The following is a 17,731-nucleotide window of genomic DNA, read 5'->3' as shown; positions in this document are numbered from 1 at the left end:
ATCAGCGTAGCCGCTCAGCCGAGAAACAGCTGGTAGGCCGGGTTGTCGCTTTCGTCCCAGTACGGGTAGCCGATTTCTTCCAGCGCAGCGGGCACCAGATGGCGTTCATCGTGAGGTACTTGCAGGCCCGCGACCACACGGCCATCCGCCGCGCCATGGTTGCGGTAGTGGAACATCGAGATGTTCCAGCGCCCGCCGAGCTTGTTGAGGAAGTTGAACAGCGCGCCAGGACGCTCCGGGAATTCAAAGCGCAGCACCACTTCATCGACCACATGGACGGCACGCCCGCCGACCATGTGACGGATGTGCAACTTGGCCAATTCGTTGTCGGTCAGATCGAGCACCGGGAAACCCTGCTCGGTCAGGCTGGCAAGCAGCGCACTGCGCGGATCGTTTTCCGGATGCGTCTGCACGCCAACGAAGATGTGCGCTTCGCTGCCCGTGTTGTAGCGGTAGTTGAATTCGGTGATCTGACGTTTGCCGATGGCTTCGCAGAACGCCTTGAAGCTGCCCGGTTTCTCGGGGATGGTCACGGCGATGATGGCCTCGCGACCTTCGCCCAGTTCGGCGCGTTCAGCGACGTGGCGCAGGCGGTCGAAGTTGACGTTGGCGCCAGAGTCGATGGCCACAAAGGTGTGACCGGTGACGCCGCGTTGCTCGACGTATTTCTTGATCCCGGCCACACCCAAGGCGCCAGCAGGTTCGGTGATCGAGCGGGTATCGTCGTAGATGTCCTTGATCGCCGCGCAGATTTCATCGGTGCTGACGGTGATCACTTCATCGACATAGTCTTTGCAGATATCGAAGGTGTGCTGACCAATCTGCGCCACAGCAACGCCATCGGCGAAGAGGCCCACGGTCGGCAGGATCACGCGCTCGCCAGCGGCCATGGCGGCTTGCAGGCAGTTGGAATCGTCCGGTTCGACGCCGATGATTTTGATTTCAGGCCGCAAGTACTTCACGTACGCCGCGATCCCGGCGATCAGCCCGCCGCCGCCGACCGGAACGAAAATCGCGTCCAGACGCCCAGGGTGCTGACGCAGAATCTCCATCGCCACCGTGCCCTGCCCGGCAATGGTGTGGGGATCGTCGTAAGGGTGGATGTAGACGTAGCCTTTTTCGTCGACCAGTTTTAGCGAGTAGGCCAGGGCTTCCGGGAACGAATCCCCGTGCAGCACCACTCTGCCGCCGCGTGAACGCACGCCTTCGACTTTGATTTCCGGAGTGGTCTTGGGCATCACGATGGTCGCTTTCACGCCCAACACCTTTGCCGCCAAGGCCAGGCCTTGTGCATGGTTGCCAGCCGACGCGGTCACAACACCGCGAGCGCGCTCTTCATCGCTTAGCTGGGTCAGCTTGTTGTAGGCGCCGCGAATCTTGAACGAGAACACAGGCTGCAAGTCTTCGCGCTTGAGCAAAATACTGTTGCCCAGCCGCTCGGAGAGCTGGCGGGCAGTCTGCAATGGGGTTTCTACGGCAACGTCATAAACGCGCGAGGTGAGGATCTTTTTGACGTACTGTTCGAGCATCGGAAAGCATCACTGAGCGGGTTGGGCAGGGTCAAGGAGTCTAACCCGGCTTTTGCCTAAGCGACCACACGAATCAAGAGGTTTTAGCCCGGCATGGGGCTATAATGCCGGCCTTTCCGTTCTCCCCTTGCCCGCTTCGGAGCCCGCATGACCCAGGATCAACTCAAACAGGCAGTGGCTCAGGCCGCCGTCGACTTCATCCTCCCGAAACTCGACGACAAGAGCATCGTCGGGGTCGGCACCGGCTCCACCGCCAACTGCTTCATCGACGCACTGGCCCAGCACAAGGGCGCATTCGACGGCGCGGTCGCCAGTTCCGAAGCCACCGCCGCCCGCCTCAAGGGCCACGGCATTCCGGTGTATGAGCTGAACACCGTCAGCGACCTGGAGTTCTACGTCGACGGGGCCGATGAAAGCGACGAGCACCTGAACCTGATCAAGGGCGGCGGCGCAGCCCTGACCCGCGAGAAGATTGTGGCGGCCGTGGCCAAGACCTTCATCTGCATCGCCGACGCCAGCAAACTGGTGCCGGTGCTCGGTGCGTTCCCGCTGCCGGTCGAAGTCATCCCGATGGCCCGCAGCCACGTGGCCCGCGAGCTGGTGAAGCTCGGCGGCGACCCGGTCTACCGTGAAGGCGTGCTGACCGATAACGGCAACATCATCCTCGACGTGTTCAACATGCAGATCACCCACCCGGTGGAACTGGAGACGCAGATCAATGCCATCGTCGGCGTGGTCACCAACGGTTTGTTCGCGGCACGTCCTGCGGATCTGTTGCTGCTGGGCACCAGCGAAGGCGTGAAAACCCTCAAGGCCTGAACCCCGCCCCTGTAGGAGCAGAGCTTGCTCGCGAAGAGGCCGTAACAGTCGACAGAGATGTTGAATGTTACGGCCTCTTCGCGAGCAAGCTCTGCTCCTACAGGGATTTGTGGTGTTATTTAGGGTTGTGGTGGTTTTTTGAAGGTGTAGAACAGGTTCGGTTCACTGACGAGGTACAAGGTGCCGTCGTCATCCATGGCGATCCCTTCCGCTTGCGGCACCGTCTTCTGCAACCCCTGACGGCCCTTGCTCAGTGATAGGGTGCTCAGCGGTCGCCCGTCCACATCCAGTTCCAGAATCAGTCGCGATTCATCCGACAACGCCAGCAGATGGCCGCTGCGCTCGTCGTATTGCAGGCTCGACAGGTCCGTCACGAACATCCCGGCATCGCGCTTGGGGTTGTTCACGACGTGCACCGCGTAGGATTTTTCCGGGTTGTAATGCGGAAAGCCCTGCACTTCATAGATCAGCATCGGGTCGCGCTCCTTGGCGACAAACAACCGCTTGCCCACCGAATCGTAAGCCAGACCTTCGAAGCCCTTATTGCCGCTCATGTGCACGCCAAGGGTCATCTGCTCGGCATCCGCTGCGTCGAGGAACGTCGTGTCCTTCTCCAGATGAATCTTGATTAGCCGCTGCTGACGCTCGTCGGTGATCACGTAAGTGTCGGCGCTGATGAATTCCACGGCTTCCGGATCGCCAAACCCGACCAGCGCAATGCGTCGAATAATCTGGCCGTCCAGAGACAGCTCGATCAGCTCGGCGTTTTTGTTGGTGACGGTGAACAGGCTTTTGCGCACCGGATCGAAGGTCAGCGCCGAAACATCGTCGTCCAGCCCATCGATGACCCGGGCTTCGACCGTCACCTGATAGTGATCCAGAGCGATGGACTGTTCGTTCGTCGGCTGCCAAAGCGTTTGCAGATTGAACCAGGCGCGCTCGAACAGGCGCAGGTACTGGCCGACCGCGATCAGCGCGATCAGGGCAATCACCGACAGGATCAAAATCAGGGGTTTGGGGCGGACAAATCGACGCATTCAGGCAAGCTCGAGAACAGAACAGGCGGATGAAATACCACGCCAGTCTGAATTGAAGCTTAATGGCGTAGGAGCTGCCGAAGGCTGCGATCTTTTGATCTTTAACAATTTTGCCTACGCCAAAAGATCAAAAGATCAAAAGATCGCAGCCTTCGGCAGCTCCTACCGTTGTTTTTCGAAACGGTAGAACAGGTTCGGTTCGCTCACCATGTACAGCGTCCCCGCATCATCCATGGTCACACCTTCGGCGCGAGGGATGGTTTTCTTCAGACCATTGAAGCCACCCAGCAAGGTTATGAAGCTGACCTGCTCGCCCTTCTCGTCCAGTTCCAGCAGCAAGTGGGAGTCGGCAGATAACACCAGGGTATGACCGGTGCGCGGGTCGATGGCCAGGGCCGAGAGGTTGCGGATGTCCAGTTCGTCATTGGCGAGTTTCTGCTTGTCGCCGGTGAGTGTCTGGCCATCGTTGCTTTTCCAGGTGAACAACGCCGGTGGACGCTCTTCACCCAGCAACATTTGCTGATTGCGCGAGTCCCAGACGATGGCTTCGAAGGCCTTGTTCTGGTCTTTCGAAGGGCCGAGGTCGTATTTCGGGAAGTTGGCGATATTCAGCTCGCGGGTGTCGGCGTCAACCTTGACGATGGAGAGCATGTGATCGCGTTCATCGACGATGGCCAGCAGACCGTTACCCATCACGGTCACCCCTTCTGGGTTGCTCCAGCCAGCCAGCGGCATCTTGCGCAGGACGTCGCCCTGCAATGTCAGCTCAACGAGGAACGGATTTTTGCCCATGACTGAAAACAGGGTTTTGGTTTGTGGGTCGTAGGCCAGGTCCGAAGCTTCGTCCTTCTCCATGCCCGGTAGCAGTTTGGCGTCGATCACCGCCCGGTAGTCCGGCAGCCAGATACTTTTCTGACGCTCGGCCGGGCTTTCAAAACGCTCCCGTACCCAGAGCACACCACGGTCATCCCAGTGCATCGCAAACGCGAGGCCATACGCGGCGGCGACCACCAGCAAAAGCCAGGAATACCAACGCATCACAAAGCGCGAGCGGCGGGCAGTTTTAAGCTTGGACAGTGGTTGCGTGACCATCAAGGATGCGTTCCAGAAATTCAGGCTAAGGGTAATAGCACAATTGGGACCGGCTCAGACGCCGCAAGTCCCGGAATTATCCGGACGAGATGTGAAAAAAACGGGAAATGGCGGGAAAGCCCTGCACCTGATCGTTCCCACGCTCTGCGTGGGAATGCCGCCATGGACGCTCTGCGTCCGCCTTGGGATGTGACGCGGAGCGTCACGGGATGCATTCCCACGCAGAGCGTGGGAACGATCATTTCGCGTGGACTAGCGAACGCTGCTGGTGAAGCTGCTGGCGCCTGGCAATTCCAGCACCAGTTCATCACCGACATTCAGCGGACCGACGCCAACCGGCGTACCCGTCAGGATCACGTCACCGGCCTGCAGCGAGAAGCAGCCAGCCATGTGCTGGATCATCGGCACGATCGGGTTGAGCATCGCGCTGCTGTTGCCGTCCTGGCGGACTTCACCATTGATGGTCAGGCGGATGCCGATGTCGGTCAGGTCAGCGAACGTGCTGCCGGACACGAATGGCGCAATCACCGCCGCACCGTCGAAGGACTTGGCGATTTCCCACGGCAGGCCCTTGGATTTCAGCTCGGCCTGCTTGTCGCGCAGCGTCAGGTCCAGGGCCGGAGCGAAGCCGGAGATAGCATCGAGCACTTCTTCACGGCTCGGTTTGGTCGACAAAGGTTTGCCGATCAACACCGCGATTTCCGCTTCGTAATGCACCGAACCCCGTTCGGTCGGAATGCTGAAACCGCCTTCCAGTGGCACTACGCAACTGCCCGGCTTAATGAACAGCAGCGGCTCTGTAGGCACCGGGTTGTCCAGTTCCTTGGCGTGTTCGGCGTAGTTACGGCCGATGCACACCACCTTCCCGAGCGGAAAGTGGATACGCGTACCGTCGACATACTGGTGCTGATAGCTCATTACCGACTCCTGTTTCGTAGCTCTTAAATTCAAAAGTCAAACAGCGAAAATCTTGCCCGGGTTCATGATGCCGTTCGGGTCGAACACCGCTTTGACGGCTTTCATGTACTCGATCTCAACCTTTGATCTGCTGTAGGTCAAGTAGTCACGCTTGGTCATGCCCACGCCGTGTTCGGCGGAAATCGAGCCGTTGTACTTCTCAACGGTTTCGAACACCCACTTGTTGACGGTCGCGCACTTGGCGAAGAACTCGTCCTTGCTCAGGTTCTCCGGCTTGAGGATGTTCAAGTGCAGGTTGCCGTCGCCGATGTGGCCGAACCAGACGATTTCGAAATCCGGGTAGTGTTCGCCGACGATCGCGTCGATTTCCTTCAGGAATGCCGGGACTTTCGACACAGTGACCGAAATGTCGTTCTTGTACGGCGTCCAGTGCGAGATGGTCTCGGAAATGTATTCACGCAACTTCCAGAGGTTCTGCAGCTGGGTTTCACTCTGGCTCATCACGCCGTCCAGCACCCAGCCCTGCTCGACGCAGTGCTCGAAAGTTTCCAGGGCGTGGTTGGCCACTTCTTCGGTGGTCGCTTCGAATTCCAGCAGCGCGTAGAACGGGCAATCTGTTTCGAATGGCGCTGGTACGTCGCCCCGGCCCATGACCTTGGCCAAGGCTTTGTCGGAGAAAAATTCGAACGCGGTCAGGTCGAGCTTGCTCTGGAACGCGTGCAACACCGGCATGATCGAGTCGAAATCGGCCGTGCCGAGGACCATGGCGGTGAGGTTTTTCGGCGCGCGGTCCAGACGCATGGTGGCTTCGACTACAAAACCAAGGGTGCCTTCAGCGCCGATGAACAACTGACGCAGGTCGTAACCCGTGGCGTTCTTGATCAGGTCTTTGTTCAGCTCCAGCAGATCGCCTTTGCCGGTGACGACTTTCATGCCCGCGACCCAGTTACGGGTCATGCCGTAGCGAATCACCTTGATCCCGCCGGCATTGGTGCCGATATTGCCGCCAATCTGGCTGGAACCTGCCGAAGCGAAGTCCACCGGGTAGTACAGGCCTTTTTCTTCGGCGACGTTCTGCAGGTGTTCGGTGACCACGCCTGGCTGGCAGACCGCAGTGCGGTCGGTCATGTTCACGTCGAGGATCTGGTTCATGTAGTCAAAGGACACGACGACTTCGCCATTGGCCGCCACGGCAGCAGCGGACAGACCGGTGCGACCGCCGGACGGCACCAACGCAACGTTGTGCTCATTGGCCCAACGAACAATGGCCTGAACCTGCTCGGTGGTCTTGGGGAACACGATGGCGGTTGGAGCCGGGGCGAAATGCTTGGTCCAATCCTTACCGTAAGCATTTAGGGAGTCGGCATCGGTCAGCACCTTGCCAGGCTCAACCAGGGTCTTCAGCTCTTCAATCAGGGCAGGATTGGTCATCGACAGAACTCTCGAACAATTCATGGTCATCCTGAGGACGCTTCACGTCGCAGGAATGAGTGTTTAGCGGGGTGCATATGCTAGCATACCGACCCCGCAGGATAGTGCCCAACGGCTATTCTGTGGCGACGGCTTTCCTGCCGTCCGGGTCAGCGTCTGCTGGCTATTTCCTGCCATTTTTCTCCGGGATACAGGTTTACGCAGATGAGCAAGACTTCTCTCGATAAGAGCAAGATCAAGTTCCTTCTTCTCGAAGGCGTCCACCAATCGGCTGTCGACGTCCTCAAGTCGGCGGGCTACACCAGCATCGAGTACCTCACGGGTTCTCTGCCGGAAGCCCAGCTGAAGGAAAAGATCGCTGATGCTCACTTCATCGGCATTCGCTCCCGCACTCAACTGACCGAAGAGATCTTCGATCAGGCGAAGAAACTGGTGGCTGTCGGCTGTTTCTGCATCGGCACCAACCAGGTCGACCTCAACGCTGCTCGCGAACGCGGCATCGCGGTGTTCAACGCACCGTACTCCAACACTCGCTCCGTAGCGGAGCTGGTGCTGGCAGAGGCGATCCTGTTGTTGCGCGGCATTCCTGAGAAGAACGCTTCCTGCCACCGTGGCGGCTGGATCAAGAGCGCAGCCAACTCCTTCGAAATCCGTGGCAAGAAACTGGGTATCGTGGGTTACGGTTCGATCGGTACTCAACTGTCGGTCCTGGCGGAAGGCTTAGGGATGCAGGTGTACTTCTACGACACCGTGACCAAGCTGCCATTGGGCAACGCAACGCAAGTTGCCAGCCTGACCGAGCTGCTGGGCATGTCCGACATCGTCACCCTGCACGTTCCGGAAACCGCTGCGACCCAGTGGATGATCGGCGAGAAGGAAATCCGTGCCATCAAGAAGGGCGGCATCCTGATCAACGCGGCTCGCGGCACTGTAGTTGAACTGCAAGCTCTGGCGGACGCGATCAAGGACAAGCACCTGATCGGCGCAGCCATCGACGTATTCCCGGTGGAGCCTCGCTCCAACGATGAAGAGTTCGCAAGCCCGCTGCGTGGCCTGGACAACGTGATCCTGACCCCGCACATCGGCGGTTCCACCGCTGAGGCGCAGGCCAACATCGGTCTGGAAGTGGCAGAGAAGCTGGTCAAGTACAGCGACAACGGTACGTCGGTATCGTCGGTGAACTTCCCGGAAGTAGCGCTGCCGGCTCACCCTGGCAAGCACCGTCTGCTGCACATCCACGAGAACATTCCGGGTGTGATGAGCGAGATCAACAAGGTCTTCGCCGAAAACGGCATCAACATTTCCGGTCAGTTCCTGCAGACCAACGAGAAAGTCGGCTACGTCGTGATCGACGTCGACGCCGAGTACTCGGAAATGGCGCAAGAGAAGCTGCAGCACATCAACGGCACCATTCGTTGCCGTGTGTTGTTCTGATAGCGATTTAAGCGACAAAAAAAGGAGACCTTCGGGTCTCCTTTTTCATGGGCGCTACTAAGGTTACTTAATGTTGACGGTGATCTTCTCCGACACGATCGGTGGATCAAACGGCATATGGGTGCTATCGCCCAGCTCGAGCTGCAAGGTGTGCTTGCCTGGCGTCAGTTTAACTTCAGCCTGGGTCTGCGCCTTGCCGAAGTGCATGTGGTTGGCATCTTGCGGAATGGGAGAGCCGGCGGCAGGAAGCTTGTCGACATCGATCAGCAAATGGTGATGGCCGGTGTTTTTGGTGACATCACCCGCTGGCGCCAGCGCGATGTTCTCGACGGCGAACTTGACGATGACGGTTTGCGGAACCGTGGCACCGTCCGCAGGAGAAACGATGGACACTTCTGCACCCTTGGGGGCCGGTGTGGCAGCGTTTGCCAGCATCGAAGCACCCAGCAACAGGCCTGCCAATGCTGCTCGTGACATAAAGGTTTTCATTCTCTTCTCCAGTTTTTTCGTAAAATCCGCGTGACCATGACAACTTCACGGCCATTCGTTGTCGAAGGCTATCGACAACCATAGCAAAGCGAGCCTGAACCAGAGCATCGCGATAATGAATTCAAGGAGTGACCATGCGTTTTTTGCCTGGCCTGATCTGCCTGCTACCCCTTTTGAGCCCTTTGGCTCATGCCGAACTGATTGACGATGTAAACGACCGTGGCGAATTGCGCATTGCTCTTGAGGCTAATACACCGCCGTTCAATTTCAAGGACGATGGCAATCTGACGGGCTTCGAGGTCGAATTGGGCCAACTGCTGGCCAACGAACTGGATGTACGGGCCGACTTCGTTGTTACCGATTCCAGCGATCTGCTGCAAGGTGTTGAAACCGGCAAGTACGACGTCGCCATCAACCACATAGCAGTGACCCCGGACCTCAAGGATCGTTTCGACTTCAGCGAACCTTATAGCTACGCCAATGCGCAATTGATCGCGCAGAAGGAAGAGCAACCGCGCTCGATGCTGCTGGTGCAAGCCTTGACGGAAGAGAAGCCGAAAGTCGGCCCGACCGTGAGCCTGGCGATTCCGTTTCAGAAGGGTAACCCGGCGTTTCATGCCAGCCTTGAAAACGCGCTGCAGCGGATCAAGGCGGATGGGCGACTGGAGGCGTTGTCGCAGAAGTGGTTGGGGGCGGATACGAGTGTGGCGCCGAAGCCCTGATTTCAGGCTCCCACAGTGGTTTTGTGCAGGTTTTTAGTTGAGTGTTGCCAAAGCCACCGCTGCTTCAACCAACTCCAACTCGCTGAAGACCTGAACGCCATTGCGCTTGAGCAGCGCCGCAGTAACCCCCTCGCCACTGACCTTCACACCACTAAACGTCCCGTCATAGGTCAACAAATTCCCGCAAGACGGGCTGTTGGCCTTGAGCACGGCGATCCTGATGCCGTGCTTTTGCACCAGTTCCAACGCCTGATAAGCCCCCGAGAGAAATTCGGCGCTGACGTCCTCGCCCTCGGTGGTGATCACTGAGGCGTGGCCATCAAGCACTTCACTCCCCTGCCCGCCCGGAATCTCCGCCGCCGCCCGTGGTGTCGGCAAGCCACCGGCAACCTCCGGACACAACGACACCACCCGACCTTCATCAAGCCACTGCTGAAGTTGATCGAAAGGCCCGCTGGCCCCGCCGTCGTAACGTACGCGGTGGCCCAGCAGACAGCGGCTAACCAGAATTTTCTGCATGATCAGAACGGCTCGTTGCCACGACGCCGGAACCAGCCGGTCAACGACAGGCGATCCCGGGTCGCGGGCAAAACTTCGTGGGGCACCTCGCCCGACAGGAACACCACCAGGCATCCGCCGGTAGGTACTACATCGTATTCGACGCCTTCATCGAGGTACATGCGCAACTGGCCGCCGTGCTCGGGCAGCCAAGCGTCATTGAGGTAAACCACCGCCGACACCATGCGCCGGTCATCGTCACGAAAACGGTCGACATGCTTGAGGTAGAAAGCGCCGGGCGGGTACAGGGCGAAATGGCTTTCGAAATCTTCCAGTCCCAGAAACAAACTGCGATTCATCGCCTCGCGCAGGCTGTTCATCAATTCCAGATAGCTGTCGCAAGCATCGGCCTGGCCGGGTTCGATCCACTGGATATGGTCGCCGCGAATCCCCTCGCGAATTTCGCTTGTCGGCCCGCGCCCCACGGCGGCAGGGGCCAGTTCACCCTCGGCAGCACGTTTACGGCACTCAGCCGCCAGTTCCAGGGTCAGAGCCTTGGGCAGGAAAATATTCTGCTGCGACCAGCCGTGTTCAGCCAGGTCGTTGACGATACGTAACAGCAGCGGGTGATCAGAGGGTATTGGCATGGCGCGCATAGTATTCCTGTGCCCGAAAATCCGACAGAGCCGCGCAGCGGCTTGATACGAATTCTCGACAAGGACGAATGCCACACGGAGAATAGTCGCCTGCTGACAGGAGTCCCTATGCGCCGTTTGCTTTTCTCAATGCTGATGCTCTGCGTTATGCCCGCTTGGGCAGACGGCCACGACCAGTTGTACAAGGTCGCCGGTTGGCCAGAACAACGCGCGCATTTCAACGACGCTCTCTCGGCCGCTCAGCAGCGGTATCAGAACAGCCTGCCACCGGCCGTTTTCCAGGCGTTGGTGAATAACAGCAATCAGCGCTTTGCCCCCCAGGCCGTGGACCAGCGCGCCGAAGCACAATTGCGCAAGACCCTTGCCGATCCGAAACCCGCGCTGGCGTTCTTTCAGTCACCCTTGGGCAAGAAAATCGTCGCCGCCGAATTGCTCGCGACCCGTCGTGATCAGCTGGCAAAAAACGCCAAGGGTTTACCCAAGATCCAGGCCAGCGACAGTCGCATGTTGATCATCGGCCATCTGGCTCAGGCCCTGCCCGCTCGCGAGGCCGGCGCTGAAGTCAGCCTGGCGATTGCCGGTGTCGCGGCCGACAGCCTCAGTTCGATGATCCCCGGCCTGCTCGGCGGTGGTCAGGCTCAAGGCATGTTGAACGGTCAGCGTCAGCGCTTGATGGACCAGATTGGCAGCGACCTGAACAACACGCTGTTGTATGTCTATCGCGACCTGTCGGATAACGAACTGGAAGAGTTCGCCACGTTTGCCGAGTCTGACGAAGGCAAGGCTTACTATCAGGCAGCACTGGCCGCGATTCGCGCGGGGCTGGCGGTGGGGCAGAGTACGCCGAGCCTCAGCCAGTAATCTGCAGCGCCTTTGAGATTGCCTTCGCGGGCAAGCCTCGCTCCTACAGGGAAATGTATTCCAATTGTAGGAGCGAGGCTTGCCCGCGAAGAGGCCATCACTGCCGCTATAGATTCCGCCCCTTGATCCGCTTGCTCAAAAACCCGAAATACTCCCGCCGTAACGCCAGCGTCTCATTCGCCAGGTGATGCCGCGCCTCAGGCAACATCAGCACCTGCGGCCGATCGAACTTGCCCCGCAATACTTCAAGGTTGTGCTCCCAATCCACGGTCATGTCCGCCTGCCCCTGCACGATCAGCGGCCGCCGCGTGCTGTCCGGTGCGGCTTCGATGCGTTTGATCCAGCGCGCCAACGCACCGACCCAGGCGGTCGGCAAGCGTAGCGGCTGCAACGGATCGGTTTGCAGGAAGGGCAAAAAATCCGGGTCGTTGGAGTTTTCGCTGAAGCGCCGGGCGATGGCTTTGACGAAAGGCTTTAGCAGGTAATAGCTGAGCTGTGACCAACCCCAGGACCGCGGCCTCACCAGTGGTGACAACAGGATAACCTGGCCCTGGGCCGGACTGCTGGCGCCCTGATTGAGCACATGATCGATCACGATCGCGCCGCCAGTGCTTTGCCCGCACAGGTGCCACGGTTGCGGCAGATCGAGGGATTGCGCCTCGGTGAACAATCTTTGCAGTGTGTCCTGATACTCGGCGAAATCCTTGATGCTCGCCCGCTCACCGCTGGACAATCCGTGCCCCGGCAGGTCGCAGGCAATCACCGCAAAATCCTGATCCAGCGCCCACTCGATCACATGCCGGTAAAGTCCGGTGTGATCGTAAAAGCCGTGGAGCAAAAACAGCGTCGCCTTCGCCCGCTCGGGCCACCAGACCTGGCTGACCACTTCATAACCATCGACCTCGAAACGCCCAAGGCTACTGCGCACATCACGCCCGGCAAAATCCAGCCCGTAGAAGCGCTGGTAAGCCAGCGCTTCTACCGACAGCGGCTGCCTGTCGGCCAATGGCCGCAGGCTGGCACGCAGATGATCGGGGTCGAAAGTGGCAGACATGAGCAATTCCAGAACGCGAAACGGACTTTATGGGCCTGCGATATTCATCTGTCGCGGCAAGCATGGCAAGCTAGCGGACCTTCGAGGACTGAAATCCATGCGCTCGCCCTCCCGCGCCACACTGCTTGTCAGCCTGTTCGCCCTCGTGTGTGCCGGCGTGTTGTGGGTTGCTTACGACTGGTTTCAGGGCCGCTACCTGCGAGCGTTCAGCGAGCACACCGCAGTGTTCTCCGGTGACCCGCTGCGCCTGCCCGACAACCTCGCCGGTCCCGGCGCCATCCGCCTCGTGCACTTCTGGGACCCGGCCTGCCCGTGCAATGTCGGAAACCAACAACACCTGAGCGAACTGGTTGAGCACTATGTACCGCAAGGCGTGGAGTTTTATGCGGTACAAAAGCCTGGCAGCCACGGTCAGTTGCCGAGCACTTTAAGCCGACTGAAAAGCATCGCCGTCCTCCCGGGTTCCGAACAGATCCCCGCCAGCCCGGCCGTGGCGATCTGGGATCGCAGCGGCAAACTGGCGTATTTCGGCCCGTACAGCGAGGGCCTGACCTGCAATTCGAGTAACAGCTTTATTGAACCGATTCTGCAAGCGTTGAATGAAGGCCGCGCGGTGAATGCCACGCACACACTGGCAGTGGGTTGTTACTGCCCGTGGCCCGTCGACACACCGAAGTAAGACTGATAGGAGACGCGAATCCCTCCTAAGTGCGATGGCCCTATCGCCACGCCGTGTTAAACAGTGCCGCCAGGGAACTGCTGCCACTTATAACAACAAGGAATCACCATGAAACGTAGCTTGACCGTTCTCGCCCTGCTGATTGTCGTGCTCGCCGCAGGGGCCGGCGGGTACATCTACAGCAAGCAACCGTCACGCCAGGGTATGGTGGAGCTGCAACACCTGCAAGGTTCGGTCACCGTGCGCTACGACGAGCGCGGCATCCCGCACTTCCGCGCCGAGAACGAAACCGACCTGTACCGCGCCCTCGGGTACGTGCACGCCCAGGACCGGCTGTTTCAGATGGAAGTCCTGCGCCGCCTCGCCCGTGGAGAGCTGGCCGAGGTACTGGGCCCGAAACTGCTCGATACCGACAAACTGATGCGCAGCCTGCGCATTCGCGAACGCGCCGACACCTACCTGACGAATATGGACAAACAGTCGCCGGCCTTTATCGCCATGCAAGCCTATCTGGATGGCATCAACCAGTATCAGGACAGCCATGCAAAACCCGCAGAGTTTGATGTGCTGGGCATCCCCAAACGCCCGTTCACGGCTCAGGACACCATCAGCATCGCCGGATACATGGCCTACAGTTTTGCCGCGGCGTTTCGCACCGAACCGTTGCTGACCTACGTGCGCGATCAGCTGGGCGCCAACTACCTGAACATCTTCGATCTCGACTGGCAGCCCAAAGGTGTGCTCAACGGCAGCATGCCACCCCTCGCCAGTACCGACTGGAAAGACCTCAACGCCCTCGCCCGCCTTAGCGAACAGGCACTCGCCGACAACGGTTTGCCGCAGTTCGAGGGGAGCAACGCCTGGGTCGTCTCCGGAGGCCGAACCAAAAGCGGCAAACCGCTGTTGGCCGGCGACCCGCACATCCGCTTTTCCGCGCCGTCGGTGTGGTATGAAGCGCAGCTCTCGGCGCCGGGCTTCGAACTCTACGGCCACTATCAGGCGTTGATGCCGTTCGCCTCCCTCGGGATGAACCGCGATTTCGGCTGGAGCATCACCATGTTTCAGAACGACGACCTCGATCTGATCGCCGAGAAGGTCAACCCGGACAACCCCAATCAGGTCTGGTATCGCGGCAAGTGGGTGGACATGGTGACCAGCGAACAGCAGAACGCGGTCAAGGGCCAGGCGCCGGTAACACTGGTGCTGCGCCAGTCGCCCCACGGTCCGATCGTCAACGATGCGCTCGGCAGCGGCGTCGGCAAAACACCGATCGCCATGTGGTGGGGTTTTCTCGAAAGCCAGAATCCGATCCTTGAAGGCTTCTACCAGCTCAACCGCGCCGACACCCTGGCCAAGGCGCGCAGTGCCTCGGCGAAGATTCAGGCGCCGGGTCTGAACATCGTCTGGGCCAACGCCAAGGGCGACATCGGCTGGTGGGCAGCAGCGCAATTGCCAAAACGTCCGGCGGGTGTGCGTCCCGGGTTCATCCTCGACGGCAGCACCGCCGAAGCGGACAAGGAAGGTTTCTACCCGTTCAGCGCCAACCCACAGGAAGAGAACCCGGCACGCGGCTACATCGTCTCGGCCAACTTCCAGCCGGTGTCGCCGACCGGCATGGAGATTCCCGGTTACTACAACCTGGCCGATCGCGGTCAGCAGCTCAATCGCCAGCTCAGCGACAAAACCATCAAGTGGGATCTGGACGCCAGCCAGAAGCTCCAACTGGGCACCACCACTGCCTACGGCCCGCGCCTGCTGGCGCCACTGCTGCCGGTATTGCGTGAAGGGGTGAGCGACCCCGCCGAGCTCAAACTGGTTGAGCAACTGGCGCAATGGAAGGGCGACTACCCGCTCGACTCCACCAGCGCCACGTTGTTCAACCAGTTGCTGTTCAACCTGGCTGACGCGACGATGCACGATGAGCTGGGAAATGACTTCTTCGAAACATTGCTGTCGACCCGGGTGATTGATGCGGCATTACCGCGACTGGCCGCGACCGCCGATTCGCCGTGGTGGGACAACCGCAACACCCTCGGCAAGGAAACCCGCGCCGATACGGTAAAGGTTGCGTGGCAAGCGAGCATCGCTCATCTCAAAACCACCCTCGGCGCCGATTTCGCACAATGGCAGTGGGGCAAGGCGCACACGCTGACACATGGCCATCCGCTGGGGCAGCAAAAGCCGCTGGACCGTCTCTTCAATGTCGGCCCGTTCGCGGCGCCAGGCACTCACGAAGTGCCGAACAACCTTTCGGCGAAAATCGGCCCAGCACCGTGGCCAGTGACTTACGGTCCGTCGACCCGCCGCCTGATCGACTTCGCCGACCCGGCCCACAGCTTGACCATCAACCCGGTCGGCCAGAGTGGCGTGCCGTTCGACAGCCACTATGACGACCAGGCTGAGGCGTTTATTGAAGGGATCTACTACCAGGCGCATCTCAATGATGAAGAAGTCACGGCCAATACGCGGAGCACTTTGAAGCTGTTGCCGGCGCGGGCTGCGCAATAGTTGATCGTTCCCACGCGCAGCAAAGGAATGCAGCCCGGGACGCTCTGCGTCCCTTAGAGAGCCGAACGCGGAGCGTCCGTGGAGGCATTCCTTTGCTGCGCGTGGGAACGATCGATCAGCGTTTAAACCATCGCCGCAAAGTTCAGCCTGAACTGCTGCGGCGTCACCCCCAGCCTGCGGTTGAACACACTGCGCATGTGCTGGGCATCGCGAAATCCACACTGATAGGCCACGGTCTTCAGCGGCGAATTTGTGCTTTCAAGCAGCACCCGCGCCGCGTCCACCCTGGCCCGTTCGACGAATTCCGCCGGGGGGATTTTCGCCTCTTTGGTAAACACCCTGGAAAAGTTGCGGGTACTCATGTTGGCGGCGTTGGCCAGGTCGGCAATCGTCAAATCGCCCGTCAGGTTGGCCAACACGTAGAGCTGCACCAGTGCCACGGCAGAAGTGGGTTCGGCGTGTGGCGTGAGGAATGGGCTGAACTGTGACTGCCCGCCGGAGCGCTGAGTGAACACCACCAATCGTTTTGCCACACTCAATGCGACTTCCGGCCCGTGATCCCTGGCCAACAAGTACAGCGACAGATCAATCCCCGCCGTGACACCCGCCGAGGTGTAGAGCTCGCCGTCCTGCACGTAAAGACGATCAGCATCAACCTGAGTCGACGGGCACAACTGCGCCAGCGCCGCGGCGTCGCCCCAGTGGGTGGTCACCGTTCGTCCTTCCAGCAATCCGGCCCGGGCGAGCATGAAGGCGCCGTTGCAGATCGAGCCAAAGCGTTGCGCCAGCGCGCAGGCATCACGCAGCCAGGCATCGAATGCCGCACCGAAACTCATGAACGGCAACTGCGGCCCACCGGCCACCAACAGCAAGTCATAGGCCTCCAGCGCTTCGCTGAAATGCCGATGGGCATTGAGTGACAAACCGTTGGAACACGGCATCACCCCGCGCTCCACGCCGATCACCTCCAGTCGATAGTGATCTTGCGGCTCGAGGAAACGATTGGCTTCTGAAAACACATCCATGGGACCGGTGACGTCCAGGGACTGAACGCCTGAGAACACCACGATGGCAACGGTTTTACTCATGGCATGAATCGCCTTCTATAGCACTGGACTGAATATCAGCTGTGCAACCCGGATTATCCGGTTTAACCCTAGCCAATCCTCGCGCAACAAGCGAGGTTGGCGCGATATGCATGTTCATTGGCAAGGATCGCAGCCATGGATCGATTGTCCGGTTTCGGGTGCGCGCACAGACTGAACCCATCAGCGCCGCCACGGCGTTCCCCACGAGGAAAGCACCATGAGCAGCACCATCGCCGGTATCAAAATCCCCGACAGCGCGTTGGCCAAGGCCACCACGGAATACATTCGCGACGTCGAATCAGACCTGCTGTATCACCACTCGCGTCGCGTGTTTCTGTTCGGTGCCTTGAGCGGTGAACGCAAGCAACTGGCCTACAACCCCGAACTGTTGTACGTCGGCGCGATGTTCCATGACTTGGGTCTGGTGGAAGGTCATCGCACTGACGACGAGCGCTTCGAAGTTGACAGCGCCAACGCTGCCAAAGCGTTCCTCAAACCCTACGGCTTGTCCGACGACGATATCGAACAGGTCTGGTTGTCGATTGCTCTGCACACCACACCGGGCGTGCCGCAACACCTGCGGCCTAACGTAGCGCTGGTCACCGCCGGCGTCGAGATGGATGTGCTGGGCATCGATTACGCGGCGTTTCCCAGCGCGCAACGCGAAGAAGTGGTGCATGCCCACCCGCGTGGCGAAGGATTCAAGGAGTGCATCCTGTGTGCGTTCGCCAACGGCTTCAAACACCGGCCGGACACCACGTTCGGCACTGTAAACGCTGATGTGCTGGTCGACAGCGAGCCAGGCTTCAAGCCGATGAACTTCGTCGAGATCATCCGCAAGTCCCCTTGGATTTCCTGACCTGATCGTTCCCACGCTCCGCGTGGGAATGCAGCCCGTGACGCTCCGCGTCACAGT

The 17,731-nt window shown here is 59.5% G+C and carries 17 protein-coding genes; 7 read left to right on the top strand and 10 right to left on the bottom strand.

Annotation, left to right across the window (positions count from 1 at the left end):
- Positions 1 to 14 precede the first annotated feature (14 nt).
- Positions 15 to 1,529: a threonine ammonia-lyase, biosynthetic gene (gene ilvA, locus ACYZT5_RS26095; RefSeq protein WP_462048007.1), complete on the bottom strand. Its 1,515-nt coding sequence runs from the start codon at positions 1,527 to 1,529 to the stop codon at positions 15 to 17.
- Between the two features lie 147 nt (positions 1,530 to 1,676).
- Between ilvA and rpiA the strand changes: the two genes are divergently transcribed.
- A complete protein-coding gene (rpiA, locus tag ACYZT5_RS26090; protein WP_462048006.1) occupies positions 1,677 to 2,348 on the top strand; it encodes a ribose-5-phosphate isomerase RpiA in 672 nt (223 codons plus the stop codon).
- Positions 2,349 to 2,467: 119 nt separating this feature from the next.
- Here the strand turns inward: rpiA and ACYZT5_RS26085 are convergent, their stop codons facing one another.
- The 4 genes from ACYZT5_RS26085 to ACYZT5_RS26070 all read right to left on the bottom strand — a co-directional run bounded on the left by ACYZT5_RS26085 (position 2,468) and on the right by ACYZT5_RS26070 (position 6,826).
- A complete protein-coding gene (locus ACYZT5_RS26085) occupies positions 2,468 to 3,385 on the bottom strand; it encodes an SdiA-regulated domain-containing protein (RefSeq protein WP_462048005.1) in 918 nt (305 codons plus the stop codon).
- 162 nt (positions 3,386 to 3,547) lie between these two features.
- A complete protein-coding gene (locus ACYZT5_RS26080; RefSeq protein ID WP_462048004.1) occupies positions 3,548 to 4,477 on the bottom strand; it encodes an SdiA-regulated domain-containing protein in 930 nt (309 codons plus the stop codon).
- 252 nt (positions 4,478 to 4,729) lie between these two features.
- The gene (locus tag ACYZT5_RS26075; RefSeq protein ID WP_149416311.1) at positions 4,730 to 5,395 is read right to left on the bottom strand and encodes a fumarylacetoacetate hydrolase family protein; all 666 of its coding nucleotides are present in this window, start codon (positions 5,393 to 5,395) and stop codon (positions 4,730 to 4,732) included.
- A gap of 36 nt (positions 5,396 to 5,431) precedes the next feature.
- Complete coding sequence (locus ACYZT5_RS26070) at positions 5,432 to 6,826, bottom strand: FAD-binding oxidoreductase (protein WP_462048003.1); 1,395 nt, start codon at positions 6,824 to 6,826, stop codon at positions 5,432 to 5,434.
- A gap of 204 nt (positions 6,827 to 7,030) precedes the next feature.
- Here ACYZT5_RS26070 and serA point away from each other — a divergent pair, with 204 nt between their 5' ends.
- A complete protein-coding gene (serA, locus tag ACYZT5_RS26065) occupies positions 7,031 to 8,260 on the top strand; it encodes a phosphoglycerate dehydrogenase (RefSeq protein ID WP_462048002.1) in 1,230 nt (409 codons plus the stop codon).
- Between the two features lie 63 nt (positions 8,261 to 8,323).
- Here serA and ACYZT5_RS26060 read toward each other — a convergent pair whose 3' ends face one another.
- Positions 8,324 to 8,749: a DUF4399 domain-containing protein gene (locus ACYZT5_RS26060; RefSeq protein WP_462048001.1), complete on the bottom strand. Its 426-nt coding sequence runs from the start codon at positions 8,747 to 8,749 to the stop codon at positions 8,324 to 8,326.
- Between the two features lie 134 nt (positions 8,750 to 8,883).
- Here ACYZT5_RS26060 and ACYZT5_RS26055 point away from each other — a divergent pair, with 134 nt between their 5' ends.
- Positions 8,884 to 9,471, top strand: a complete 588-nt coding sequence (locus tag ACYZT5_RS26055) for a transporter substrate-binding domain-containing protein (RefSeq protein WP_462048000.1) — start codon at positions 8,884 to 8,886, stop codon at positions 9,469 to 9,471.
- A 33-nt stretch (positions 9,472 to 9,504) separates the two neighbouring features.
- Here ACYZT5_RS26055 and ACYZT5_RS26050 read toward each other — a convergent pair whose 3' ends face one another.
- Entirely contained in the window at positions 9,505 to 9,990 is a 486-nt protein-coding gene (locus tag ACYZT5_RS26050; RefSeq protein ID WP_462047999.1) for a 2-thiouracil desulfurase family protein, read from the bottom strand.
- 2 nt (positions 9,991 to 9,992) lie between these two features.
- Positions 9,993 to 10,625, bottom strand: coding sequence for a 2OG-Fe(II) oxygenase (locus ACYZT5_RS26045; RefSeq protein ID WP_462047998.1), 633 nt, complete (start codon positions 10,623 to 10,625; stop codon positions 9,993 to 9,995).
- A gap of 108 nt (positions 10,626 to 10,733) precedes the next feature.
- Between ACYZT5_RS26045 and ACYZT5_RS26040 the strand changes: the two genes are divergently transcribed.
- The gene (locus ACYZT5_RS26040) at positions 10,734 to 11,486 is read left to right on the top strand and encodes a DUF2059 domain-containing protein (RefSeq protein ID WP_462047997.1); all 753 of its coding nucleotides are present in this window, start codon (positions 10,734 to 10,736) and stop codon (positions 11,484 to 11,486) included.
- A 106-nt stretch (positions 11,487 to 11,592) separates the two neighbouring features.
- Here ACYZT5_RS26040 and bipL read toward each other — a convergent pair whose 3' ends face one another.
- Positions 11,593 to 12,540: a phospholipase BipL gene (bipL, locus tag ACYZT5_RS26035; RefSeq protein ID WP_462047996.1), complete on the bottom strand. Its 948-nt coding sequence runs from the start codon at positions 12,538 to 12,540 to the stop codon at positions 11,593 to 11,595.
- A gap of 97 nt (positions 12,541 to 12,637) precedes the next feature.
- On the opposite strand from bipL, the gene ACYZT5_RS26030 reads away from it, so the two are divergent.
- Complete coding sequence (locus ACYZT5_RS26030; protein ID WP_462047995.1) at positions 12,638 to 13,219, top strand: DUF6436 domain-containing protein; 582 nt, start codon at positions 12,638 to 12,640, stop codon at positions 13,217 to 13,219.
- A gap of 108 nt (positions 13,220 to 13,327) precedes the next feature.
- Positions 13,328 to 15,727: a penicillin acylase family protein gene (locus ACYZT5_RS26025; RefSeq protein WP_462047994.1), complete on the top strand. Its 2,400-nt coding sequence runs from the start codon at positions 13,328 to 13,330 to the stop codon at positions 15,725 to 15,727.
- Positions 15,728 to 15,849: 122 nt separating this feature from the next.
- On the opposite strand, the gene ACYZT5_RS26020 is transcribed toward ACYZT5_RS26025, so the two are convergent.
- Positions 15,850 to 16,815 (bottom strand): GlxA family transcriptional regulator, encoded by a 966-nt coding sequence (locus ACYZT5_RS26020; protein WP_462047993.1) that lies wholly within the window; start codon positions 16,813 to 16,815, stop codon positions 15,850 to 15,852.
- A gap of 217 nt (positions 16,816 to 17,032) precedes the next feature.
- On the opposite strand from ACYZT5_RS26020, the gene ACYZT5_RS26015 reads away from it, so the two are divergent.
- Entirely contained in the window at positions 17,033 to 17,674 is a 642-nt protein-coding gene (locus tag ACYZT5_RS26015; RefSeq protein ID WP_462047992.1) for an HD domain-containing protein, read from the top strand.
- Positions 17,675 to 17,731 lie beyond the last annotated feature (57 nt).

It is taken from the genome of Pseudomonas sp. LB3P14 (assembly GCF_054898045.1).
This window is presented reverse-complemented; position numbering and strand designations above follow the sequence as displayed.